At 63.7% G+C, this 24,457-nt stretch carries 20 protein-coding genes; 6 read left to right on the top strand and 14 right to left on the bottom strand.

The window, feature by feature from the left end; genetic code table 11:
• Positions 1–211: 211 nt before the first annotated feature.
• The 3 genes from AC1L6K_RS11840 to AC1L6K_RS11830 all read left to right on the top strand — a co-directional run bounded on the left by AC1L6K_RS11840 (position 212) and on the right by AC1L6K_RS11830 (position 3,362).
• On the top strand, positions 212–997 hold the full coding sequence (locus AC1L6K_RS11840; RefSeq protein ID WP_480949073.1) for a peptidylprolyl isomerase: 786 nt from the start codon (positions 212–214) through the stop codon (positions 995–997).
• A 120-nt stretch (positions 998–1,117) separates the two neighbouring features.
• Positions 1,118–2,665 carry a DUF349 domain-containing protein gene (locus AC1L6K_RS11835; RefSeq protein ID WP_480949072.1) on the top strand — a complete coding sequence of 516 codons (1,548 nt, stop codon included), beginning with the start codon at positions 1,118–1,120 and terminating at the stop codon, positions 2,663–2,665.
• Between the two features lie 94 nt (positions 2,666–2,759).
• A complete protein-coding gene (locus AC1L6K_RS11830; protein WP_480949071.1) occupies positions 2,760–3,362 on the top strand; it encodes a hypothetical protein in 603 nt (200 codons plus the stop codon).
• A gap of 298 nt (positions 3,363–3,660) precedes the next feature.
• On the opposite strand, the gene AC1L6K_RS11825 is transcribed toward AC1L6K_RS11830, so the two are convergent.
• The 10 genes from AC1L6K_RS11825 to pdxT form a co-directional block, all read right to left on the bottom strand.
• Positions 3,661–5,283: an IS1182 family transposase gene (locus AC1L6K_RS11825; RefSeq protein WP_480949070.1), complete on the bottom strand. Its 1,623-nt coding sequence runs from the start codon at positions 5,281–5,283 to the stop codon at positions 3,661–3,663.
• Between the two features lie 73 nt (positions 5,284–5,356).
• Positions 5,357–7,675 carry a RelA/SpoT family protein gene (locus AC1L6K_RS11820; RefSeq protein ID WP_480949069.1) on the bottom strand — a complete coding sequence of 773 codons (2,319 nt, stop codon included), beginning with the start codon at positions 7,673–7,675 and terminating at the stop codon, positions 5,357–5,359.
• A 195-nt stretch (positions 7,676–7,870) separates the two neighbouring features.
• Positions 7,871–8,866, bottom strand: coding sequence for a protein translocase subunit SecF (secF, locus tag AC1L6K_RS11815; protein ID WP_480949068.1), 996 nt, complete (start codon positions 8,864–8,866; stop codon positions 7,871–7,873).
• A complete protein-coding gene (gene secD / locus AC1L6K_RS11810) occupies positions 8,866–10,635 on the bottom strand; it encodes a protein translocase subunit SecD (RefSeq protein ID WP_480949067.1) in 1,770 nt (589 codons plus the stop codon). Before secD ends, secF begins: the two co-directional genes overlap by 1 nt.
• Positions 10,636–10,730: 95 nt before the next feature.
• Positions 10,731–11,171, bottom strand: a complete 441-nt coding sequence (gene yajC, locus AC1L6K_RS11805; RefSeq protein WP_480949066.1) for a preprotein translocase subunit YajC — start codon at positions 11,169–11,171, stop codon at positions 10,731–10,733.
• Between the two features lie 327 nt (positions 11,172–11,498).
• Positions 11,499–12,629: a Holliday junction branch migration DNA helicase RuvB gene (ruvB, locus tag AC1L6K_RS11800; RefSeq protein ID WP_480949065.1), complete on the bottom strand. Its 1,131-nt coding sequence runs from the start codon at positions 12,627–12,629 to the stop codon at positions 11,499–11,501.
• A gap of 3 nt (positions 12,630–12,632) precedes the next feature.
• Positions 12,633–13,265, bottom strand: a complete 633-nt coding sequence (gene ruvA, locus AC1L6K_RS11795; protein WP_480949064.1) for a Holliday junction branch migration protein RuvA — start codon at positions 13,263–13,265, stop codon at positions 12,633–12,635.
• A 76-nt stretch (positions 13,266–13,341) separates the two neighbouring features.
• On the bottom strand, positions 13,342–13,929 hold the full coding sequence (ruvC, locus tag AC1L6K_RS11790) for a crossover junction endodeoxyribonuclease RuvC (protein WP_480952753.1): 588 nt from the start codon (positions 13,927–13,929) through the stop codon (positions 13,342–13,344).
• A 3-nt stretch (positions 13,930–13,932) separates the two neighbouring features.
• Positions 13,933–14,688: a YebC/PmpR family DNA-binding transcriptional regulator gene (locus tag AC1L6K_RS11785; RefSeq protein ID WP_480949063.1), complete on the bottom strand. Its 756-nt coding sequence runs from the start codon at positions 14,686–14,688 to the stop codon at positions 13,933–13,935.
• A gap of 2 nt (positions 14,689–14,690) precedes the next feature.
• A complete protein-coding gene (pdxT, locus tag AC1L6K_RS11780; RefSeq protein WP_480949062.1) occupies positions 14,691–15,377 on the bottom strand; it encodes a pyridoxal 5'-phosphate synthase glutaminase subunit PdxT in 687 nt (228 codons plus the stop codon).
• 132 nt (positions 15,378–15,509) lie between these two features.
• On the opposite strand from pdxT, the gene asnB reads away from it, so the two are divergent.
• The 3 genes from asnB to AC1L6K_RS11765 all read left to right on the top strand — a co-directional run bounded on the left by asnB (position 15,510) and on the right by AC1L6K_RS11765 (position 21,038).
• Complete coding sequence (gene asnB / locus AC1L6K_RS11775) at positions 15,510–18,194, top strand: asparagine synthase (glutamine-hydrolyzing) (protein ID WP_480949061.1); 2,685 nt, start codon at positions 15,510–15,512, stop codon at positions 18,192–18,194.
• Between the two features lie 101 nt (positions 18,195–18,295).
• On the top strand, positions 18,296–20,350 hold the full coding sequence (locus AC1L6K_RS11770; protein ID WP_480949060.1) for a M3 family metallopeptidase: 2,055 nt from the start codon (positions 18,296–18,298) through the stop codon (positions 20,348–20,350).
• A 7-nt stretch (positions 20,351–20,357) separates the two neighbouring features.
• A complete protein-coding gene (locus AC1L6K_RS11765; protein WP_480949059.1) occupies positions 20,358–21,038 on the top strand; it encodes a GNAT family N-acetyltransferase in 681 nt (226 codons plus the stop codon).
• Positions 21,039–21,137: 99 nt separating this feature from the next.
• On the opposite strand, the gene AC1L6K_RS11760 is transcribed toward AC1L6K_RS11765, so the two are convergent.
• The 4 genes from AC1L6K_RS11760 to AC1L6K_RS11745 form a co-directional block, all read right to left on the bottom strand.
• Positions 21,138–22,043: a dihydrodipicolinate synthase family protein gene (locus AC1L6K_RS11760; RefSeq protein ID WP_480949058.1), complete on the bottom strand. Its 906-nt coding sequence runs from the start codon at positions 22,041–22,043 to the stop codon at positions 21,138–21,140.
• 175 nt (positions 22,044–22,218) lie between these two features.
• Positions 22,219–23,121 carry a pyridoxal 5'-phosphate synthase lyase subunit PdxS gene (pdxS, locus tag AC1L6K_RS11755; protein ID WP_480949057.1) on the bottom strand — a complete coding sequence of 301 codons (903 nt, stop codon included), beginning with the start codon at positions 23,119–23,121 and terminating at the stop codon, positions 22,219–22,221.
• Positions 23,122–23,223: 102 nt separating this feature from the next.
• Entirely contained in the window at positions 23,224–23,862 is a 639-nt protein-coding gene (gene pgsA, locus AC1L6K_RS11750) for a phosphatidylinositol phosphate synthase (RefSeq protein WP_480949056.1), read from the bottom strand.
• Positions 23,855–24,454: an HIT family protein gene (locus AC1L6K_RS11745; protein WP_480949055.1), complete on the bottom strand. Its 600-nt coding sequence runs from the start codon at positions 24,452–24,454 to the stop codon at positions 23,855–23,857. Before AC1L6K_RS11745 ends, pgsA begins: the two co-directional genes overlap by 8 nt.
• Positions 24,455–24,457: the final 3 nt, after the last annotated feature.

Raw genomic sequence — 24,457 nt, 5'->3', positions numbered from 1 at the left:
ACCGGATCCATGGTTAAAGCAGGATGCGGCGGGACGGGTAAACGTGATCGGGTCCGGCTTGCCTTGTCATGCTCGCCGCCGTGCGGACGATCCATGGGTAAACTGACACCGTCCGCCATTTTATAAGGTTTGGCGGACCACCCCTAACCTACCCCGCCCGAGTGAAACTGTGCCGGGTGAACATACCGCCAGTTTTGAAGGAGAGGCACAGTTGGTCAACAGCAATAAGTCCAGCCGGGAGTCAAGGTCACGCATTGCACGCATGGAGGCCAATCAGGCGCTGCATGTGGAGCAATTGCAGCGGCGCAAGCGGGACAACCTGATCGCCTTCGTCGCCATTGGCGCTGCCCTCGTCATTGCCGTTGTCCTGGCCCTGACAGTGTTCACACCCAAGGACGACGGCGACGGGGCCGCGGCTCCCGAGGCCAGTCAAGGCGCCTCGGCGGAGCCCAGCGCGGCCGGCACCAACAGCCCGACCGTCCCGAAGGCCGACACGGCCGCGGGCAAGACGTTCACCGGCACGCTGACCCTGAACGGCCAGCCGCTGGGTGTGGAGCTGGATGGCACCAAGGCCCCGCAGGCCGCCGCAGTGTTCAAGTCCCTGGCCGACACCGGCTTCCTGGCCGGAAAGAACTGCCACCGGCTTGCCGACGCGCCCGACTTCGGGGTCCTGCAGTGCGGCTCGCTCAAGGGCGACGGCGCCGGCGATCCCGCCTACCAGTGGGGTCCGGTGGAGAACACCCCGGCCGACGGCAAATACCCGGCCGGAACCATAGCTGTGGCCCGCGCCAACACCACATATTCCAACGGCACCCAGTTCTTCATCACGTTCAAGGACACGGTCCTTGGCCAGCAGGAAGGCGGCTACACGATTGTTGGCAAGGTCACCAGCGGCCTTGACGCCGTCACGGCAATTGCCAAGGACGGGATCGAGGGCGGGAGCACTGACGGTGCACCCAAGACCAAGGTGACGATAGACTCGTTGCAGCTCAAATAATATTCACCCGGCCTTCCCCGCTCGGCATTAGCTTGCCCACAAGGGAAAAGCACCATGACGGGCCCGGCCAGCTCCGTCTGCATCATCTGCCAGTATCCAACCAGCGAAAGATTTTTAGCGGTGACACACAGTCAAGAATCCGACGAAACACTTGCCCCTGTAACAGAGACAGCCTCAGCCACTGAGCCTGCTTCAACCACAGAGCAAGACACGACTACAGTGCCGGCAACACCAGCACAGGAAAGCTCGACGCCGGAGCCTGCTGCCCCAGCGCAGCCATCCGTTCCGGCCCCCGCGCCTGCAGCATCCCCTGCCGCGGCCCCTTCACCGGCCGCGTTTGCCGCCCGGCCCAAGGCTCCGGCCGCCGCCGCGCCCACACCGGCAGCTGCAGCAGCTGTCGCTGCCCCGGCAGTGAACCTGGCCGAAGCCGCCAAGTTTGGCCGGGCCGAGGACGACGGACACGTTTTCCTGCTCCTGGATGGTGAAGAGTTCCCTGTGGGGCAGTACCCGGGTGCCAGCAAGGATGAGGCCCTGGCCTACTTTGCGCGCAAATTCGAGGACATCCTCGCCCAGGTGGCCCTGCTCGAGGCACGTGTTGAGGCCAAGGCCCCCACGACCGACATGAACAAGACGGTTGGGCACCTGCGCGAGCAGCTTGCCGAACGCACCTCGGTTGGCGACGTCAACGCAGCCGTGGCCCGACTCGCCACGCTCGAGAACAACATCAAGGCGCTGGCCGGCGCTGAGCGCGCCTCCCACGACGCCGCCCGCACTGTTGAACTGGCAGCCCGTGAAGCGATTGTGGCAGAAGCCGAAGGCATTGCCGCTGAAGACCCCGCCGCCATTCAGTGGAAGGTCAGCAGCGCCCGCATGAACGAACTCTTTGAGTTCTGGAAGCAGGCTCAAAAGTCGGGGATGCGCCTGGGCCGTGCGACTGAAGAGGGACTGTGGAAGCGGTTCCGCAGCGCACGGACGGTCTTCGACCGCCACCGCCGCGCATACTTCTCGCAGCTTGACAACAACAATGCTGCTGCGAAGACAGCCAAGGAAGCCTTGATCACGGCTGCCGAGGAACTGTCCACGTCAACTGAGTGGGGCTTTGCCGCCGGGGAGTACCGCCGGCTGATGGACCAGTGGAAGAGCTCACCCCGGGCCAGCCGCAAGGACGACGACGCCCTGTGGGCCCGTTTCCGCGGCGCCCAGGACAAATTCTTTGCCGCCCGCCAGTCCGCCAACAACGCCCTCGATGAGGAGTTCGGCGCCAACCTGGTTGTCAAGGAAGCCTTGATTGCCGAGGCACAGGCACTGCTGCCGGTCAAGGATCTCAACACCGCCAAGAAGGCGCTGCAGGGCATCCGCGACCGCTGGGAGGAAGCCGGCAAGGTTCCCCGCGACGACATGCAGCGGGTGGAGGCCGGCCTGCGCAAGGTTGAGGACGCTGTCCGCGCCGCCGACGAGGACAACTGGCGCCGCAGCGACCCGGAAGCCAAGGCACGCACCAGCAGTGCCCTGAGCCAGCTCGAAGCCACCATTGCCGGGTTGCAGGAAGACCTCGAGAAGGCACAGAAGGCCGGGGACGCCCGCAAGGTCGCCAAGGCGACTGAAGCTCTCGCGGCCCGTGAGCTGTGGCTGGAGCAAATCCAGAAGGCTGCAGCAGACTTCTCCTAGTCAAGCAGCAGTTTTGCGGGGCCTCCGGCCCGGGTTGTCCACAATCCGTGCCGGAGGCCTTTTTGTTGCCCCGGCCAAGGTGCAGTCTTGGTTCATGACCGACTCCCCCTTGGCCGCGGCTGCACTTGTTGTCCCCGGCGCCCAGTTCATCCTCGCCGAACTGCATGCCATGAAACTTGACGGCGTGCTGGCCCAGGTCATCGGCGAGGCGTTCCGCCCGGCCGCCGTGGATGAGACCCCAGTTCTCCGGGCTGCGGCATTGCAGCACCACATCCCCGCCGCCTTGACGCAGCGGGCCGCCCTGGGACAACTGTCGGCCGCCTGGGTGTACGGTTGCGCTCCCCTGCCACAGGTGATTGCCCTGCTGCTCGACAATGACGGCAACAGCGCATCCCTTCCACTGTTCAGCGGCTGCACCGTGCGCCAGGTGTATTTTGATCGCTTCGACGTGCAAAGCATTGGCGGCGTGCCCGTCACGAGCCCGCTGCGCACAGCCTTGGATGTGGCAAGGAGCGCCCCTGAACCTCTGGCACGGTCGGTGCTGGCGACGATGATTCGCCAGCCGTCGCTACACTTGGCGTCCGGACGGATCCGTCAGGCACTCCACGCCGCAACGCATGTTCCCGGCAAGCGCAGGGGCGAGGCATTGCTGCAGAGCATGATGGACGGAACCTTGCCACATTCGTTCCAACCCTAATTTGGGAAACCGGCACAAGTGGCAAGGTCCCCGCAAACCGGCACCTCGCTGCAGGGACTGGCGACGCCGTCGCACTTCTGGAATGCACCCGCCGGTGGGACAGGCCGGCTAGGACGTTGCTGAACTAAGCGCTATTTGGGTGGCTGGTTCGGATGTTTTGGCATCCGGGCCGGCCATTTCTGCGTTGGTGGCGGGTTTTCTCGGGACAGGTTTCTTGGTTTCGTGGTGCCTTCATGGCCGCTGAGGCGGGATCTGATCGCCACTGCAGGCGGTGTCTGGGGCTGGCTCCCCTGACTCCTTATTGGGCCAGGGACCAGCCCTCATTATTGGCGGTCAGGCCTAAGTTCAGGAGTCGTTTCAGGTTCAATCCGGCAATGCGGGCCTGGATCCAGGCATGGTTCTTCACAACGCCGATGTAGCGCAGGCGCCGGTTGTTTCCCGCGACGAGCCAGGCGACGCCGCGCTCGATCATGGGCCGGTATTTCCGGTAGTCATGCTGGAAGTCCGGGTCCTTCGCGGCGGCCCGGTGGGCGCGTTGGCGTCCGTGATGTTCGGTAATGACAACCTTGCGGCCCTTCTTCGCTTTCGTGCAGATATCCCGCAAAGGACACTCCTTGCAGGCTGCCCCAAAGTTCACGTTTCCCTTCGGGCTGATCCTCCGTACGACCTTGTTCGGGCAGGTCAGCGTCCCGTTCTCCGGGTCGTAGGCGAAGTCATCCAGGAGGTAGCCCCCGGGCACGGCCGGGCGCAACGGCTTGGGCTTCACCACGGCTTGGTGCCCGGCAGTTTCCAGGGCTTCAAGCATGTCTCCGGAACCGTAGGCAGAATCCCCGAGAACTTGAATATCCTCACCCCCACCATCCCCAACAGCACGGGGTTGGTCGCCACCAGTGGTGTTGTCATCAGCGGTGGCGGGAAGGGAAGGATCTGTAGCGAGCAGGGTGATGCCGGCCTCGGCGTCACCAGAGCCAGCCCCGCTGGCCTTGGTGATGGCAGCGTTAGTGAAGCCCGTTTCAGGCTCTGCCACGATGTGGGCCTTGTACCCGTCCCGCAAGGCCGCCCGGGACTTGTGGGCGTGCCTGGCTTCGGGGTCAACAATGGAAATGATCCGGTCCTTAGCCACGCGCCGGGCAATCCGCCACCGCCCGTCTGTACCATCGGAGCCCTCGCCCGGTTCCACATCCTGGCCAGCGATCAAGGCCAATAACGCATAGCTCTCATGGGCCTTGCCCTCCAAGGCTTCCGGATCAACCGCGCCGAGTAGCGCCAGGGCGTCGGTGACCAGGGCCGAAACCAAAGCGTCTTTCGCGTCCCGGTCATCCCAGGCGATATCCGGCTTTCCCGCACGGGTGTAGTCATAGCCGGTGGCATGGGTTGCCAGCAACGTGGCCCCATCAGGGACGTCACGGCCGAAGCGGCGGATGCCGGCTATCAACTGCGTGATGGTGTCTTGCCTGGCCACCGCATCATCCAACACGGTGGAATCCAGGGCGCGGCGGCGTTTACCAGCCAACACACCAGTTTCCTGAATGATCTCGAAAACGGCCTCGGTGATCCGGTGCGGACGCTCACTTGTCGCCAGGCGTTTGCGCCAATACGTCAACGTGGTGTGGTGGAACGCGGTCTCGTTCAACCCGTACCCACAGGCTGCCTTCCACCGCAGATCGTACGTCAATGCCTCGGCCGTGCCCCGGTCCGAGAGGCCTTCCAACGCCTGCAGCACCAAGACCGAACCAATCACCGACGCCGGCACCGAGGGGCGTCCGCGGCGGGAGGGAAACAAGTCCTCCATCATTGAATCCGGAAACAACCGGCCCCGATGCTCCGCCAAAAACGCGAAGGCACTGCCCGGGGCCAGCAACTCCCCAGCCAATGCCTCCACATCCAAAAATCCGCGCTGCGCGACCTCAATACCCTGCATGTATCAAGTCTTAACGACTCCCACCAAAAACCACGGAGGCGCGCCTTAACCACCCAAATTAATCAGCAGCGTCCTAGGCGCGGCGGTGGGACCCGGTTGACCGGTAGACGTCGAAGACGCCGTCGACCCGCCGGACGGCATTCAAGACGTGGTCCAGGTACTTGGGGTCGCCCATCTCGAAGGCGAACTTCGAGATGGCCACACGGTCGCTCGAGGTGTTCACGCTGGCCGCCAGGATGTTCACATGGCTTTCGGACAATACCCGTGTCACATCCGAGAGCAGGTTCTTGCGGTCGAGGGCCTGCACCGAAATCTCCACGAGGAACACCCCTGACTGGGTGGGCGCCCATTCCACCTCAACGAGCTTGTCGGGCTCCCTTTTCAGGTTCAGCAGGTTGGGGCAGTCCTGGCGGTGCACGGAAATGCCCGAGCCCTTGGTGACGAAACCCTCAATGGGATCCGGCGGCACCGGTGTGCAGCACCGGGCCAACTTCACGAGCACATCCTCGACGCCGTGGACGATGACGCCGGAATCGGACACGCGCGAACGGGCGCTGGGCACGTGCGTCTCCAGCGGCGCCGGCGCGTCCACGATGTCGTCATTGACCCCCAGCAGCTCGCGGAGGCGCTCGACGACTGACTGGGCGGAGGTGTGGCCGTCGCCGACGGCGGCATACAGCCCGGCAATGTCAACGTAGTGGAAGTGCTCACTGACGGCCATCAGCGCGTCATGGGTCATCATCTTTTGCAACGGCAGGTTTTGCTTGCGCATCGCCTTGGTCAGCAGGTCCTTGCCCTTTTCAATGGACTCGTCGCGGCGTTCCTTGGAGAACCACTGGCGTATCTTGTTGCGGGCACGGGCGCTCTTGACAAACTTTTGCCAGTCCTGGCTTGGCCCGGCGCCTTCTGCCTTGTTGGTGAAGATCTCCACCGTGTCGCCGTGCGCCAGTTCGCTGTTCAGCGGCACCAACTTGCCGTTGACACGGGCACCTATGGTCCGGTTGCCCACCTCCGTGTGCACGGAATAGGCAAAATCGACAGGGGTTGACCCTTCAGGAAGGGCAATCACCTGTCCCTTGGGAGTGTAGACATACACTTCCTTGGTGTTCATTTCATAGCGCAGGGACTCCAGGAACTCGTTGGGATCACTGGTTTCCTGCTGCCAGTCGACGAGGGTCCGCAGCCAGTTCATGTCCTCCTGGAGACTGGCGGGAGCCTTGTTGCCTGTCTTGTACTTCCAGTGGGCGGCCACACCGTATTCTGCCCGCTGGTGCATTTCAAGGGTGCGGATCTGGATCTCGACAAGCTTCCCGCCGGGTCCCACCACGGTGGTGTGCAGCGACTGGTACATATTGAACTTTGGCAGCGCAATGTAGTCCTTGAACCGGCCGACGAGCGGACTCCACAGGGCGTGGACTTGGCCCAGTGCGGCATAACAGTCACCCACCGTGTCAACCAGGATGCGGACCCCGATGAGGTCGTTGATGTCGTCAAAGTCCTTGTTGCGCACGACCATTTTTTGATAAATGGAATAGTAGTGCTTGGGCCTGCCGGTGACGTCGGCCTTGAGCTTGGAGACCCGCAGCATTTCGACAATCTCGCGCCGGATGATGCTCAGCTGCTTTTCCCGCTCGGGCGACCGGTCCTGGACCATCCGCACGATTTCTTCGTACACCTTGGGATACAGTGCGGCGAAGGAGAGCTCCTCAAGTTCCCACTTCATGGCGTTCATGCCGAGGCGGTGGGCCAGCGGGGCAAAAATGTCGAGGGTCTCCCGGGCTTTCTTGCCCGAGGAGGATGCCGAGACAAAACGCCAGGTGCGTGCGTTGTGCAGCCTGTCGGCCAGCTTGATAACAAGCACCCGTATGTCCTTGGCCATGGCGATGACCATTTTTCGCACAGTTTCGGCCTGGGCTGCAGCACCAAATTCGACCTTGTCGAGCTTGGTGACGCCGTCGACGAGCATCATGATCTCGGTGCCAAAATCACGTTCCAGCTCGGCCAGCGTGTACGGGGTGTCTTCGACCGTGTCATGCAGGAGTGCGGCGGCCAGGGTGCTCCCGGTCATGCCCATGTCGGCAAGTATTGTGGCAACGGCGACGGGGTGGGTGATGTACGGGTCGCCACTCTTGCGTTTTTGGCCCTCATGGTATTTTTCGGCGACGGCAAAGGCCCGCTGGATCAGGTCGAAGTCTTCCTTGGGGTTCCTGGCCCGCACAATGCGCAGCAAGGGCTCCAGGATGGGTGAATAGTTTTCGTGCGACCATCCGGTCAGCCGGGCAAGCCGGGATCTGGTGCGTTCACGGCGTCCGGGAAAAGTGGGCCTGGGCTCGGCCGGGCGGCTGCCCCCGGCTCCAGTGCCGGGGCCTGTTGTGCTGTTGTTCTCAGTCATGATCTCATGCGAGGGCGATTGATCGTTCAACGCATTGCCTCCCTCACGCACTTGCTCATCATGCGCCCCCATTCCGGGGCATTAATCCAGTCTAAGGTGCGCGGGCGGCAAATTTGACCAAAACAAAACCGGGGCCGGATGCATGGCATCCGACCCCGGCCTTCCCAACACCCAGGCGGGCTGGGCACGTGGGTGCTAGACGGCGTCGACCGTTTCAGCCGCCTTGTGCTGCTGGACCTTCTTGGCCTGCTTGGCCAATTCCGGTTCCCGCTCGCGCAGCCATGAGTACATGGGGGCCGCCACGAAGATGGTGGAGAAGGTGCTGACGATGATGCCGATGAACAACGCCAGCGACAGGTCGCGCAGGGTGCCTGCGCCGAGCAGGAAGGCACCGATGAACAAGATGGAGCCCACCGGCAGCACGGCAACCATCATGGTGTTGATGGAGCGCACAAGGGTCTGGTTGACGGCCAGGTTCACTTCCTGGGCGAACGTGCGCCGCGTGGACTTGGTGATGTCCGCCGTATTTTCTCGGATCTTGTCAAACACCACCACGGTGTCGTACAGGGAGTAGCTCAAAATCGTCAGGAAGCCGATGATGGCCGACGGCGTGACCTCAAAGTTGGATGCCGCGTAGACTCCCGCCGTCACCACCATGACAACGAGCAGGCCGACCATGGCGGCAATCGACATCCGCCAGGTCCTGAAGTACAGGGCCATCAAGATGGTGGCAAGGAACACGAACACAAAGAAGCCGATGATGGCCTGGCGGGACACGTCCTGGCCCCAGCTCGGTCCCACGAAGGTGGAGGCGATGTGGTCCTCCGTCACGCCGTAGGCCGCCTTCAGCGCATCCTTGACCTTCAGGGTCTGGTCGTCGCTGAGCTTGTCGGTCTGCACCTGCATGGTGTTGGCGGCGATGTTGGTGACGACTGCCGCCGTGCCGGGCGCCGCCTCCTCCACAGCGCCCTCGCCGATGGTCACATCGGTGTGGGCGACCTGGGAAATGGTGAACTGGGAGCCGCCGCGGAAGTCAATGCCGAAGTTGAACCCGCCGCCCAGCAAGGGGATCAGGATGGACAGGAGCACGGCAACGCCGGCAATGCTGAACCAGATCTTGCGTTTTTCAATGAACTCGTAGGACCGTTCACCGGTGTACAGTTCATTGCCAAAAGTGGCGAAACTCTTCATTACTTGCTCTCCTTGGAGTCGTCACTTGACTCGGACTTTGCAGCCCCGCCACCCCTGCTGCCGGCCATTTCATTTTCCTTGGCCGCGAGGCGGCGTTCGGCAATGGTTTGGCGGCGTTCTGCTTCGCCTGCGGCGCGGGCGTTCTTGCCCTTCACTACTTCCATGGTCTCTCCCGGCGTGCGCAGGCGGCCGGCGCCGCGGTACAGCGGGATGGCGCCAAGCTGCTTCGGGTCAAGGCCGGAGAAGGCGTGGCCCTCGCCGAAGAACTTGGTCCGTGCCAGCAACTGCAGGGCTGGGTGGGTGAACATGAAGACAACCATAAGGTCGGCCACGGCTGTCAGGCCGAGGGTGAAGGCAAAGCCCTTGACGCTGCCAACTGACACGAAGTACAGCACCAGGGAGGCCAGGATGTTGACTGCCTTGGACGCCAGGATCGTGCGCCGGGCACGCGCCCAGCCGTTTTCGACGGCGGCCACAAGGCCGCGGCCGTCGCGCAACTCGTCCCTGACACGTTCAAAGTAGACAATAAACGAGTCGGCCGTCTGGCCGATGGCGACGATGATGCCCGCCACACCGGCCAGCGAGAGCCGGTAGTTTTCAGCCCAGCCGAGCAGGATGATGGCCAGGTAGGTGATGGCACCGGCAATGACAAGGGAAAGGATGGTGACAAAACCCAGGGCACGGTACTGGAACAGCGAGTAGATGACAACGAGGAGCAGGCCGATCAAACCGGCCATCACACCCATTTCAAGCTGCTGCAAACCGAGGGTTGCCGAAATCTGGACTTCGCTTTGAATCTCGAAGCTGATGGGCAGGGAACCGAATTTCAGCTGGTCGGACAGGGCCTTGGCGCTGTCCTCGGTGAACTGTCCGGTGATGGAGGACTGGCCGTCGGTGATGACTGCCATGGACGCCGGGGCTGAAATGACGCTGTCGTCGAGCACGATGGCAAAACGCGACTGCGGGTCATCGGGGTTGGCCAGGTACTTGGCGTTCAACCGCTGCGTGACAGCCTTGAAGGCCTGTGCGCCGTCGGGCTTCTGCAGTGTCAGCTGCACCGACCATTCGTTGGTGGTGGCACCCTGCGCGCCGGCCTGCAGGCCGTAGGAAGCAGTCTTGATCCATTTGCCGGGAACTTCCACCGGACCGAGAATGTACTTGACACCGGAACCGGGCTCACAGCTCACGAGCGGCTTGTCCGCGTCGGAGGTCGTGGGCCGCTCCGTCAGCGGCGCGATGCAGCTGGTGGCTTCGAACTGCTTCATCAGCGCAGCATCAACCCAGTTGGGGTCGCTGGCGTTGGCGGGTGCGGCCGTCGGCACGGGAAGCTCGGCTTCAGGTGTCCTGTCGGCTTCCGGCACTGCCCCCGACGGCCCCTGCGTTGCCGTAATGACGGGGCGGAAGTTCATGTTGGCCGAGGCCTTGATGAGGTTGCGCTCTTCGTCCGTGGGCTTGCCGGGCATGCTCACAACAACGTTGCGCCCGCCCTCGGTGGCAATCTGTGCTTCCGACACACCGGAACCGTCAACACGCTGACGGATGATTGAGACGGCCTGGTCCAACTGTTCGGGCGTGATGTTCCCGGCGCCTTCAACCTTGGGCGCCAGAATCATCTGGGTTCCGCCCTCGAGGTCAAGCCCAAGTTTCGGCGCCCAGGTGGCAGCCCCGGCCATGACGCCGCCACCTACTGCCAGGGTGCATGCAATGATGATCGCCGCAAGCCACAGAAGAGTTCTGCGGGCTGTCGACGTCGGGCCGGTTCGTGCCATCAAGGGATCCTTCTATTGATCACGGGTGTTGTGAACATGGCAATGCTGCCGCGCCCGAAACTTTTCAGGCACAGCAGCCGCCAACCCGGATAAGGCTAGTTGTCTTTGTTGTTTTCGTTCTTCAGGCGCTCCAGGGAATCCTCCACGGATTCGCCATCGTCGCTCCGCTTTTCCAGCCCCAAGGTCAATGACGAAGCATCATCGGGAACAACGGCTTCCCCGTCCTTGGGCTCGATGATCTTGGCAACAGTCTGGCGGTGCACGGTGGCGGTGGTGCCGGGGGAGATTTCAAGGAGAATCTTGTTCTCTTCTTCGTCGATGGAGAGCACCTTGCCAAAGAGGCCAAAGTTCGTCATCATCTCAACCCCGGGAGCCAACTTGGAACGCTGTTCCTGGGCTGCAGCCTTGGTTTTCTTTTGCTTGCGGACCATCATGATGATGAGCAGCGCAAACATCGCAAACAAAAGGAGGTTCATGGGGCTCAACAAACCTGCCTGGGGGGCGGTTTCGGCGGCCAGAGTACTGCTGAGGGACACAGCTGGGTTCCATTCGATTAAGTAAGTATGGTGCCCTGGCACGAAGTGAACGTGCCGGACGTCATACCAGTCTAGAGGGTAAAGCTGAATGCGGCATGGGAAACGGCCCAAAGAAGGCCACCATTGCATGGATTGCCGCAAAATCGCCCAAAAAAGGCCGGAACCCGGGCGGTTTCAAAATTATTTTGCCGCCCATAGCTGAATCCACCAGACGGGCTGATTCAGCCCATGGAACGGGCTGCCAGCGGCACGGATCGGCAGGCGGGACGGATATGCCCCAGGGACGGGGCCGATGGCGGGACGCATCTGCCGGACGGAACGGGGCTGCTAGGCGTCCCGGTCTTCCTCGTCGAAGGGCAGCATCGCCGCAGCCACGGCGTTTCCGGGCATCTTCAGGCCCAGGTGCTCCCAGGCCGCCGGCAGGGCGATGCGCCCCCGCGGGGTCCTGCCCAGCAGCCCTTCGCGCACCAGGAACGGTTCGGCCACTGTCTCAACGGTTTCAGGTTCCTCCCCGACGGCGATGGCGAGTGTCGAAAGGCCCACTGGCCCGCCGTTGAATTTCTTGACGAGGGCTTCAAGCACTGACCTGTCCAGGCGGTCCAGGCCCTTGGCGTCGACCTCGTACATGTCGAGTGCCGACGATGCCGTGCGGGCATCAATGGTTTCCACGCCGTGCACCAGCGCCCAGTCGCGCACGCGGCGCAGCAGCCGGTTGGCAATACGGGGTGTCCCCCGCGACCGGCCGGCAATTTCGGCAAAACCGGCACTTGTCAGCTTCAGGTCCATCATGCCCGCGGACCGGCGCAGGACAAGTTCCAGCTCGCCCACTGAATAAAATTCCAGGTGGCCGGTAAAACCAAAGCGGTCGCGCAGCGGGCCGGGCAGCAGCCCCGCGCGGGTCGTGGCGCCCACGAGGGTGAAGGACGGCAGTTCCAGCGGAATGGCCGTTGCTCCGGCCCCCTTGCCCACAATGATGTCAACCCGGAAATCCTCCATGGCCATGTACAGCATTTCCTCGGCGGGCCTGGACATGCGGTGGATTTCGTCCAGGAACAGCACCTCGCCCTCGGAGAGCGAAGACAAAATGGCGGCGAGGTCCCCGGCGTGCTGGATGGCGGGGCCGGAGCTGATGCGCAATGGCGCGTTCATTTCAGCGGCCACGATCATGGCCAGGGTTGTCTTGCCCAGCCCGGGAGGCCCCGACATCAGCACGTGGTCGGCGCTGCGGCCCCGGATTTTGGATGCTGCCAGCACCAGGGCCAGTTGCTTGCGGACCCGCTCCTGGCCGACAAAGTCGTCGAGGTTCTTGGGCCGCAGCGCGGCTTCGAGGTCGCGCTCCTCCGGCTCCGCCACGGGTGCAGCCAGCTCACTGGCCGCACTGTGCCCTGCGGGTGCCGCTCCCTGGCCGATGTTTATTTGCCCCGGCAGGCCGGGGCTTGAATCTTCCGTGCCAGCCATCGCCTACCGCACACCGCTCTTTTGCCTCGTGTTGTCCTGGCCGAGCCAGCGCAGCGTGGCACGCAGCACGGCCGCCACGTTGGCGCCCTCCGCCAGCTCAGGGTCGGCCGCCACGGCAGCGTCAATGGCCTTCAGCGCATCCCTTTCGTTCCAGCCCAGGCTTGTCATGGCCGCCACCACCTGGTCCTTCCATTCCATCGCGGCAACCGCAGGAGCGGATGCCACCGCCGCACCTGTTGGCTTGAGCTTGCCCTTGAGTTCAAGGACGATCCTGCCTGCCACTTTGGGGCCCACACCCGGGACCTTGGTGAAGACCTTGCCGTCCCCGGTGTCCACACCCACCCTGATGCTTTCGGGTTCCAGAACGGAAAGAATGGCCAGCGCCAGCCGGGGTCCGATGCCGCTGACACTGAGCAGGACGTCGAAGACTTCGCGTTCCTGCTCGTCGGCAAAGCCGTAGAGCGTCATGGCATCTTCGCGCACGATCATGGCAGTCGTGAGCCGCACCTCCTCGCCCAGCCGCAGCCCGCCCAGGGTTTTCGGGGTGGCATGCACCAGCATCCCCACCCCGTTCACGTCGATGACGGCCTGGGCCAGGGAAAGCGAGGCCACGGGGCCACGGACAAAACTAATCATGGGAACTGCTCCTGACAAAAACCGAACTGGCTGGGCACTGCACAACACCAAGTATATAGAACATACGTACTAACAGCTAGCTCCAGGTGGCACCCGGCTTTTCTTTGTTTTTCTTGATCCTCGACTTGCTCTCGGCATCCCGCCACAGCTGCTGGGCCGCCGTCGAACTTTCCGGGCCTGCGGAAACGGCTCCGCCGCTGCGCCAGGCGTGGGCGATGGCAAGTGCCAGGGCATCGGCGGCGTCGGCCGGGCGGGGCGGTTCAGAGAGCCGGAGGAGCCGGGTGACCATGGCCGTGACACTGGCCTTGTCGGCGCGCCCATTGCCCGTGACGGCCGCCTTGACTTCTGACGGGGTGTGCATGGCCACGGGGATCTTGCGCCGGGCGGCACACACCATGACGGCGCCCTGCACCTGGGCCACCCCCATGACGGTGCTCAGGTTCGTTTGGGCAAAGACGCGCTCAATGGCCAAAACATCGGGCTTAAAGGCGTCCAGCCACTGGTCAACCGCTTCCGCGATGACCAGCAGCCGGGCGTCAAGGCTCAATTCATGCGAGCTGCCCACCACCCCGACGCCCACCAGGGTGGCCGTGCGGTTGGCGGCGACGTCAACGACGCCGAGCCCGCACCGGGTCAGACCCGGGTCAACACCTAAAACACGCAGTTCCTAGTCCTCTTCAAGCGCGGCGAGGACCTCGGCGCTCATGTCCGCGTTGGAGTAGATGTTCTGGACGTCGTCAAGGTCTTCAAGGGCGTCGTAGAGCTTCATGAACTTGCGGGCGTTGTCCACATCAAGTTCAACCTGCATGGACGGGACGAAGCCCGCCTCGTCGGACTCATACTCAATGCCGGCCTCGGTCAGCGCCGCGCGGATGGCCGGCAGGTCCTGGGGGTCGGAAATGACCTCAAAGCTTTCACCGTGGTCCTTGACCTCTTCGGCGCCTGCGTCCAGCACCGCCATGAGCAGTTCGTCCTCGGTGAGCTCGTTCTTGGGCAGGCCGACGATGCCCTTGCGCGTGAACATGTAGGCAACGGATCCGGGATCGCCCATGTTGCCGCCGTTGCGGCCCACGGCGAGGCGGACCTCTGAGGCGGCACGGTTCTTGTTGTCGGTGAGGCACTCGATCAAGATGGCTGATCCCTGCGGACCGTAGCCTTCATACATGATGGTCTGGTAGTCAACGGCGTCGCCGAGCAGGCCCGCACCGCGCTTGATGGCGCGGTCGATGTTATCCGCAGGAACAGAGGTCTTTTTTGCCTTTGTGACGGCAAGTTCCAGGGCGGGGTTTCCTTGGAGGTCAGCGCCGCCGCCGCGGGCAGCTACTTCAATGGTCTTGATCAGCTTGGCGAACGACTTTGCGCGGCGGCTGTCAAGAATCGCCTTCTTGTGCTTGGTTGTTGCCCATTTGGAGTGGCCTGACATGGTTACGCGTCTCCTTTAATCATGCGAATAAACAATTCGTGGATGCGGCGCTCCCCTGTCACTTCCGGATGGAAGGAGGTGGCCAGCAAATGCCGCGAACGAACGGCGACTGCACGAACTTTTAAATCAATCCTATCGTTTTGCACGGGCCGCGGCAGGTCGACAGTGGCAAGCACCTGCACGCCGGGGCCGACACGCTCAACCCACGGCGCCCGGATGAAGACCGCATGCAGGGGCGTTTCAGCTTCACCCTGCCGGGCCAGGCCGCTGAATTGCAGCTCCGTTTCAAAGGAATCGACCTGCCGGCCAAACGCGTTGCGCCGCACCGTGATGTCAAGCCCGCCCAATGTCTGCTGCGGGTTCCCGGCCTGGTCCCGGGCGGGGTCGGCAATGTCGTCAGCCAGCAGGATCATGCCCGCACAGCTGCCGTAAACAGGCATCCCGGCGGCAATGCGCTCCATCAGCGGCTCGCGCATGCCAAAGATCCGGCTGAGCTTGTCGATGGTGGTTGACTCCCCGCCCGGGATGACAAGACCGTCGACGGCGGCCAGCTCGCCTGGGCGCCGCACCGGCACCGCGGTGGCTCCGCACTCAGCCAGGGCCCGGGCGTGTTCCCTGACGTCCCCCTGCAATGCCAAAATACCAATGGTGGGCCCGGATGCGGTGGCGGATGTGGAGTTAAAAGTCACGATTACATCATAGGTGGGCGCAAACTCACACAGAAAACTTCCTTTACGCGCCGTGCCGGGTGGGAGGCGGCGGGCCCGCAAGCAAGTACCATTGTCGGCAGGACTGACGTACTAAAGATGAGGTAATGCAGTATGTGCGGAATCGCCGGATACTACGGTTATGGGGAAGATGAATCCCTATTGCAGCAGATGAATGCGTGCATGGTGCACCGGGGCCCCGATGGTGAGGGCGTGTACGCGCACGGCAACGTAGGGCTGGCACACCGCCGCCTCTCCATCATTGACGTGGCCCACGGCCAGGAGCCGATGTACAGCGCCGACGGCCAGACGGTCTTGGTCTACAACGGCGAGGTGTACAACTACCTTGACCTGCGGGCCGAGCTGGAGGCCTTGGGACGGACCTTCACCACCGCGTCGGACACCGAAGTGGTGCTCCAGTCCTACGAGGAGTGGGGCGACGCGGCCTTTGACAAGTTCAACGGCATGTTTGGCTTTGCCATCCATGACAGGAAGAACAACCGCCTGGTACTGGCCCGCGACCACTTCGGCATCAAGCCGCTGTATTACGCCACGGCCGGCACCGACGCCGCCCCCACACTGCTCTTTGGCTCTGAAATCAAGCCCCTGTTGGCCACCAACAAGCTTGAGCGCAGCGTTGACGAGCGCATCCTCTACCGCTACCTGCAGTTCAGGATCCACGACGACGAGCCGGCCACGTTCTTTGCCGGCGTGCAGAAGCTGATGCCGGGCGAAAAGCTTGTGCTGAACACGGTTGATTCCGAGGCCGGACCGGCCGGGACCATCACCATCAGTTCCTACACACGTTTCAAGGAAGAGCTCGCCGAGCTGGCCAAGGTTGAGACCCCGTACTCCCAGGCCGTCATTGACGAATACCGGGAGCGTTTCACCGAGGGCGTGCGTCTGCGCCTGCAGTCGGAAGTACCTGTGGGCACCGCCCTGTCAGGCGGACTTGACTCCTCCGCCGTCGTCGCGACCATCAACAAGCTGATGCAGGAAAATGCTGCCGCCACGGACTCCCTTGGCGCGAAGCAGCAAACTTTTTCGGCCGTCTTCCCCAACTCCATCAACGATGAGGAAGCCTACGCCGACGCCGTGCTCGAGCGCTGCGAAGGCAATGTCACCAGCCACAAGATCCTGCCGCAGCCCGGCGAATTCGTGGAAGACCTGGAAGACTTTGTGCGCACCATGGAGGAGCCCGTCATCTCCTCGGGCCCCTACGCCCAGTACCAGGTGATGCGCGAGGCCTCCAAGCACGTCTCGGTGCTGCTCGACGGGCAGGGCGCCGACGAGATGATGGCCGGCTACATCCCGTACTACTTTGCCTACCTGCGCCAGCTGAAGAAGAACGGTGAGAACGCCAAGCTGGCCAAGGAGCTGGTCGCCAGCTCGGACATCTTGTTCCGGCTGGCCCGTTTCCGGATCCAGGGCAAGCTGACGTTCAAGAAGGAAGTCGGCATTTCCGCGTTGCTGGACAAGAAGTTCACGGCCAAATACAAGGCCGAGAAGTTCGCCAACATTCCTGACAACCTCAAACTGCGCCTCATCGACGACTTGTTCCACAAGTCACTGCCGGCCGTGCTGCGTTACGAAGACAAGAACACCATGCGCTTCTCCCTGGAGGGCCGCGTGCCGTTCCTGGACAAGGAAGTGGTGAAGTTCCTGTTCAGCCTTGACGACGAGTCAATCATCAAGGGCGGCTGGAACAAGCGCATCCTGCGCGACGCCACCCGGGATTTGCTGCCTGAAATGATCAGCAACCGCCGCAACAAGATCGGCTTCACCACCCCCGAAGCCGAGTGGTTTGGGCACATGAAGGAAAAGATCTACGAGATCTTCCTGTCCAGCTCCTTCGGCGCCCGCCCGTACTGGAACCAGGACGCCGTCATCTACGCCTTTGAGGAACTCCTCAGCGGCAAGAGCTCCGGATCCACCATGGTGTTTTGGCGCTTGATCAACACCGAGCTGTGGCTGCGCGAATTCTTTGACGAACCCGAAATCAAGGCAGGCATCGAGGGCAAGAGCGACTACGTCCCCAACGCCGACAAGCAGCTCGACATCACGGTGCCGGACAGTGCCGGCACGTTCCGCCGCTACCCGCTGCGCACCGAGGTTTTCTACAAGGAAACCGACTTTGACCCCACGGCGATGACGTACGTGAAGCGCTACTTCGACGGGCTGCCCACGGCCGGCGGCGACCACGGCGCGGCAACCGCCGACACGCCCTGGTACTTGTTTGTCTCGGAGAAGATTGTTGCCATGACGCAGGGCCGCTCCATCCCCGTCTGGGACATCAAGGTCAGCAACGCGGCACGCTTCTTCTCCAAGTTCGTCACCCGCAACCCCGGCGGCATTGGCCTGGCGAGCCCGTGGTCAATGCAGCTGGCCATCGACGAGGTGGGGCTGCCGCGCATCATGTACGCCTCCGCCCGCTCCGTCATCGGCAAGCTCCAGGGCAAGTCGGGTGTGTTCTACGAGGTTGTCGGGCACAACATCAACGCGATCGACGGCGCCGCCGGCTACCAGGTGGGCACCTCAACCCACTCGGTGAAGTACGCCCCGATCGACCCCGACGGCGTGGCGGCCCGCCTGAGCGCGCTGGTCCGCAAGACTGTTCCGGCCGAGTTCGCGGCAACGTTCGCCGGCACGGCCATCATGGACGCCAACGACCTGGGAGTTGTGGCACTGGGCCACGACACGGCACTGCCCCCGTCGGTTCTTGAGAACATCTTCCGTGACAACCCCCAGGGGCAGACCACGGAGACCACCCCGATGTCGCTGGTTTTCACCCAAAAGTAGCCCGCCCGGCTGCTGCGCCAGCCAAGCCGCGCAAACCAAGGACGACGGCGAAACTTTCGTTTCGCCGTCGTCCTGCAGTTAAAACATGAAAGAGTCAAGGCATGACCGACGACAAGTTAAGCAACCCGTTTCTGGCACCCAGCGAACTCCCCCACCTGCTGCCCGACTTTGCAGCCATTGGGTTGGCGGACTATCTGCCTGCCTTCGCCGAGGGGTTTGCCCAGCAGCTGGCGGAGATCGCGGCCATCACGGCAGATCCGGCTCCGGCGTCGTTTGCCAACACCGTGCTGGCAATGGAGCGCAGCGGTGCCGTGCTGACCCGGGTGGCCAATGTTTTTTTCAACGTTGCGGGCGCCGACGGCACCCCTGCCATCCAGGAGATCGAGACTGCTGTCGGTCCACAGCTGGCAGCACACGGGGACACGGTGCTGCTCAATGCTGCCTTGTACCAGCGTTTCCTGGCGGTGCCCGCCGACGGCCTGGACGCGGAGTCGGCACGGCTGCTCGCGGAGTACCGCAAGTCGTTCACCCGGGCGGGAGTCGACCTGGACGCGGCGGACCAGGGGCGGCTGCGTGAACTGAACGGGCAGCTGTCCACCCTCGGCACCCAATTTTCGCAGCTCGTGATGCAGGCCGGCAACGAGGCGGCGCTGCACATTGTGGACACCCGCGAGCTGGACGGTCTCAGCGCTGACGACCTCGCCACTGCAGCGGCGGCGGCCCGTGCGGCGGGCCACGCGGACGGCTACCTGCTCACACTGGTCCTGCCCACGGCCCAGCCGGCCCTGGAGGTGCTCACCAACAGGGAGACCCGGCGCAGGCTGCACCTGGCCTCGGTTGGGCGCGGCGGCGGATCGGCCGGCGCCGGAGCCGGCTTAGGGTCTGGCACCGAGTCCGAGGTGCTGGGGCTGGCCGCCACCATGGCGGCCCTGCGTGCCGAGAAGGCAGCACTGTTGGGTTTTGCCTCGGAGGCTGAACGCGCCATCGAGCCGCAGACGGCCCCGTCGCTGGCGGCGGTGCATGACATGCTCTCCCCCATCACCGCCACGGCCGTCCGCAACGCAAAGGCCGAGGCGCAGAAACTGGCCGCCACGGCCGGGCACGACATTGAGGCGTGGGACTGGGCGTTTTACTCCGAGCAGGTCCGGCGGGACGAATACGGTGTTGACCTGGCCGCGCTGCGCCCCTGGTTTGAGTTGGAGTCTGTCCTGTTGAACGGCGTGTTTTACGCCGCCACGCAACTGTACGGCGTTACCTTTGCCGAACGCAGCGATTTGTCCGGCTACCACCCCGACGTGCGGATCTGGGAAGTGTCCAATGCCGACGGGTCCCCGCTGGGCCTGTTCCTCGGCGATTACTACACCCGGGACACCAAACGCGGCGGGGCCTGGATGAACTCCTTTGTCGAGCAGTCGGCACTCGAGGGGACCTGCGCCGTCGTGGTTAACAATCTCAACATCCCCAAACCGCCGGCCGGGGAACCGACGTTGCTGACCTTCGACGAGGTGGTGACCTGCTTCCACGAGTTTGGCCATGCCCTGCACGGACTGTTCTCCGACGTCGGGCATCCAACGTTTTCGGGCACCAATGTGCCACGGGACTTTGTCGAGTACCCGTCACAGGTGAATGAGATGTGGATCCTGTGGCCCGAGGTGCTGGCGAACTATGCCAGGCACTACCGCAGCGGGGAGCCGTTGCCTGACGGCACCGCGGAAAGGCTGGCGGCCGCGTCACTCTGGGGTCAGGGTTTCGCGACCACCGAGTATCTGGGCGCCGCGCTGTTGGACCTGGCCTGGCACGAGCTGCCCCCTGGCCCGGCGGTGGCGGACCCGCTGGCATTTGAGGCGGCGGCCCTGGCTGCTGCCGGAGTCGAGCTGCCTGCTGTGCCGCCGCGCTACCGGACAGGCTATTTCAACCACATCTTTGCCGGCGGCTATGCTGCCGGCTACTACTCGTACATTTGGAGTGAAGTGCTTGACGCCGACACCGTCGCCTGGTTCAAGGCCAACGGCGGGCTCACCCGCGCGAACGGCGAGCACTTCCGCAACACCCTGCTCAGCCGCGGCTTCTCGGTCGATCCGCTGCAGGCCTTCCATGACTTTGCCGGCCGCGACGCCGACACGGCTCCCCTGCTTGCCCGTCGGGGGTTGGTCTAAGCCCGTGGTGACGTTATCAGATTGCCAAGGCACACAGCACGCATGGTTCAAGGCACTGGCCGAGGCAACTGGTGGCCGGTCCTTTTCCACGCACAAGATGAACTGGGTGTGGCTGCCCGAAACCAGGGAGATGCTGTGCATGTTCCCGACCGAGATCACCGCGGCAGGGCTGCAACCTGCCCTGGGCGAGGCTGAACGGCTCGGGGCCACCGCCGTCGGCATTTGGATGAATGCGGCCGTCAGGGAAGGCATCCTGCCGCAGTACAGTTTCGATCGCGGCTGGCAGCCCTGGTGGATGACCCGGGCCCTGGATGTCGAGACGGTGTCGACTGCCAGCGATGTCCCGGACGGACGGGTCTCCCTCACAACAGTCGTTGACAACCAGGTCTGGCTGGCAACGGCCCGCAGCGGGGAGGAATGGGCGGGCCGCTCCTACGCCTACCTGCCGCCCGAGCAGGGCAAGAAGCACCTGGCCGGCATTTTTGACATGGTCGTGGCTCCCGAGCAGCGCCGGTCAGGCCTCGGCACGGCAATGCTGAAAACACTCTCAGAGGCAGCGTTCAACGCCGGCGCCGAACATCTGCTTCTGAACGCCACACCCGACGGCCAGCGGCTCTACCGGAAGTTCGGCTTCGACCTCATCGGCAAGGGCCAGACGTGGTGGTTCCACCCGCCGCAGCAAGCCTGACCCGTCCCCCACTCCAGACGCTCGCGCAGCTATGGGGCGTTTAACCCAAACGCTCTCGCAGCTACGGGGCGTTTTACCCAAACGCTCGCGCAGTCGGGTCTAGCCGTGGATTGCGCTGCCCAGCTGCCAGGTCTCCTCCTGGGTGGCTGCGGCAAAGGGACCCCGCGGCCCAGCCGTCGGAACGCCGATAACGTTGGACAGCGCATGCAGGGCACCAACGGCGTGCGGCATGCCGGCCAGCGTTTGCGCGATGGTCTGCAGACGCGCCATGCTTGCACCCTGCGGCCCACCTGTCCGGGCCAGGCGCCACACATCGATGTAATCGCCCGGCAACAGCCCGGCAAGGCCGCTGTGCCAGGCGTCAACATCGGGCCGTTCCGCCAGCAACTGGACGTCGGCACTGAGCCCGATTGAAAACTCCGGCCCGACGGCGTGCCTGAGATCGCTGACGCGGCCCGCAACATCGTCGCGCCGCATGGTGTCCTTGACAGCCGTCAGGTGGGCGTTGGCTGCCAGGTGGGCCAAGGTTGCGGGGGTGACATCATATTGGGTCTGCAGGGGTTTGTTGTAAAAGCAGATCGGCAGGGATGTTGCTTCCGCGACCGTCGTGAACAACGCGCGAACTTCCGCATCAGAGAGCGGCAGGTAGGAGAACGGGGCCAGCAACAGCCCGGCTGCGCCTGCGCGTTCGGCATCCTGCGCCAGGCGGACCACTTCCCGCGTGGACGGCGCACTCACCGCCGCGTACACCGGCAGGACAGACTCTCTCGCACCCTCCGACGCGCCAACCATGAGAGCTGATTCCACAGCGGTTTGCACCACGGACTGCCGCTCACCACGATCGAAAGTCACACCTGCACCGGACGTGCCCAGGACGGCAACTCCCGATACGCCCGCGAAGGCCGTGTTGCGCACAAGGTGGGCGAAGGAAACGAGGTCGGGTTCGCCGTCGTCCGTCATGGGCGTGATGGGGTAGGCCACGAGGCCGGTGAAGGGCTGTGTCACGTTGTCAATCCTTGGGGAAAGGTGCGAGTCCGGGCACCGGTGCAGGAGCGTCTGTAAAGAAAGCCCCACAACTGCAGGTGCGTTTGGGAAAAACGGTCCACAAGTGAGCGAGCGTCGGGATGGAGGCGGCGCTGCGGAGATTTTCCTCCCCGCAGCACCGCCCGCTGCCGGAGTGCTACCAGCCGCGCTCGGCCAGGCGGTGCGGCTCGGGGATGTCGGCGACGTTGATGCCGACCATGGCCTCGCCCAGGCCGCGGGAGACCTCAGCGATGACGGCCGGGTCGTCGAAGAACGTGGTGGCCTTGACGACGGCTGCCGCCCGCTGTGCCGGGTTTCCGGACTTGAAGATGCCGGAGCCGACAAACACGCCGTCGGCGCCGAGCTGCATCATCATGGCAGCGTCGGCCGGTGTGGCGATGCCGCCGGCGGTGAACAGCACCACGGGGAGCTTGCCGGTGTCGGCAATTTCCTTGACCAGTTCGTACGGTGCAGCCAGTTCCTTCGCGGCAACGTACAGCTCGTCCTTGGGCAGGGCCGCCAACTGGGCGATCTGGGCCCGGATCTTGCGCATGTGGCCGGTGGCGTTGGACACGTCGCCCGTGCCGGCCTCACCCTTGGAACGGATCATGGCGGCACCCTCGTTGATGCGGCGCAGGGCCTCACCGAGGTTGGTGGCGCCACAGACGAATGGAACCTTGAAGTTCCACTTGTCGATGTGGTGCTCGTAGTCGGCCGGGGTCAGGACCTCGGACTCGTCAACATAGTCAACGCCGAGGGATTCCAGGACCTGGGCCTCGACGAAGTGGCCAATGCGGGCCTTCGCCATGACGGGGATCGACACGGCGGCAATGATGGCGTCGATCATGTCGGGGTCGCTGGCGCGGGAGACGCCGCCCTGGGCGCGAATGTCGGCCGGGACGCGTTCCAAGGCCATGACGGCGACTGCGCCGGCATCTTCGGCAATCTTGGCCTGTTCAACGTTGACGACGTCCATGATGACGCCGCCCTTGAGCATGTCGGCCATGCCGCGTTTGACTCGGCTGCTGCCGGTCACCGGTGTTACATCGGTTGTAGACACAAAAACCCCTCTGGGAAGGAACGATTACTGGGCCCGTGCGCGTGATCCGCAGCACGGGTGGGCCCAGTCTATTCCGGCAGTGTGCACCGCTTGAAACGAGTGTTACTGTCCGTCGTGCCGACCCGCCGGCTGGGCTGCCGCCATCGCCTGGCGTCGGACCGTGGCCACCCTTTGGAACACCGTGACAAGGCTTGCCACGGCAAGCAGGACAAGGACGACGGCGAGCACGGCTTCGGGGATGCCCAGGCCTACCAGCCCGGTCGCCACGAGCACGACGACGAGCCTGTCGGAACGCTCGGCAATGCCGACGTTGGCCGTCATGCCCAGGCCTTCGGCCCGGGCCTTGGCATAGGAAACGATCGAGCCCAGGACCAGGCAGGCCAGGGCCATCGCGGCGATGAAGTGGTTGTTGCCGCCCGTGTAGAACCAGACGACGATGCCGGCAAACACGGCCCCGTCGCCAACCCTGTCAAGGGTCGAGTCGAGGAAGGCGCCCCATTTGCCTGAGCGGCCGAGCATGCGCGCCATGAGACCGTCGACGATGTCGGAGAACACAAAGACGGTGATGACGACGGTGCCCCAGAACAGCTCGCCCAAGGGGTAGCCGATGAGTGCGCCCGCTGCCACGCCCAAGGTGCCGATGATCGTGACGGCGTCGGGTGAGACCTTCAGGCGGACCAGGAGTGCCGCGACCGGGGTGAAGATGGCGGCGAAGAGCGCGCGGGCGTACTTGTTAAGCATCGCCGTCCCCCGACCCGCCGGAGGCGGTGCCCGGTGTGGCATCCCATGCCCCCGCGACCAGATCCCGGACTTCGCCCAGTGTTTGGGTGATGGCCCTCGTGCCGGCGATGATGGGCAGGAAATTTCCGTCCCCGCCCCATCGCGGCACGATGTGCTGGTGCAGGTGGGCTGCGATGCCGGCTCCACCGGTGACGCCCTGGTTCATGCCCAGGTTGAACCCCGAAGGGTTTGAGACTGCCCGCAGCACCCGCATGCCCTGCTGGGCCAGGGCCGCAAATTCTGCGGTTTCGGCCACTGTCAGGTCGGTGTAGTCAGGTATGTGGCGGTAGGGGCACACGAGCAGGTGGCCCGGGTTGTACGGGAACAGGTTCAGCACCACGTAGGCCAGCTCGCCGCGGTGGACGATCAGGGATTCCTCGTCGGTGCGGCCGGGGGCTGCACAGAAGGGGCAGTCGTGCACGCCTGAGACCTGCTCACCCTTTTTGACGTAGGCGAGCCGGTGCGGCGTCCAGAGCCGCTGGAAGGCATCAGGAACTCCGGGGAGTTCAAAGTCGTCCTCAACGGTGGTGGACACCGCACCTTGCTTGCTCACGCT

It is taken from the genome of Specibacter sp. BI4 (genome assembly GCF_056680095.1).
Note: the sequence above shows the minus strand (reverse complement) of the source record. Positions and strands in the feature narration are given on the sequence as shown.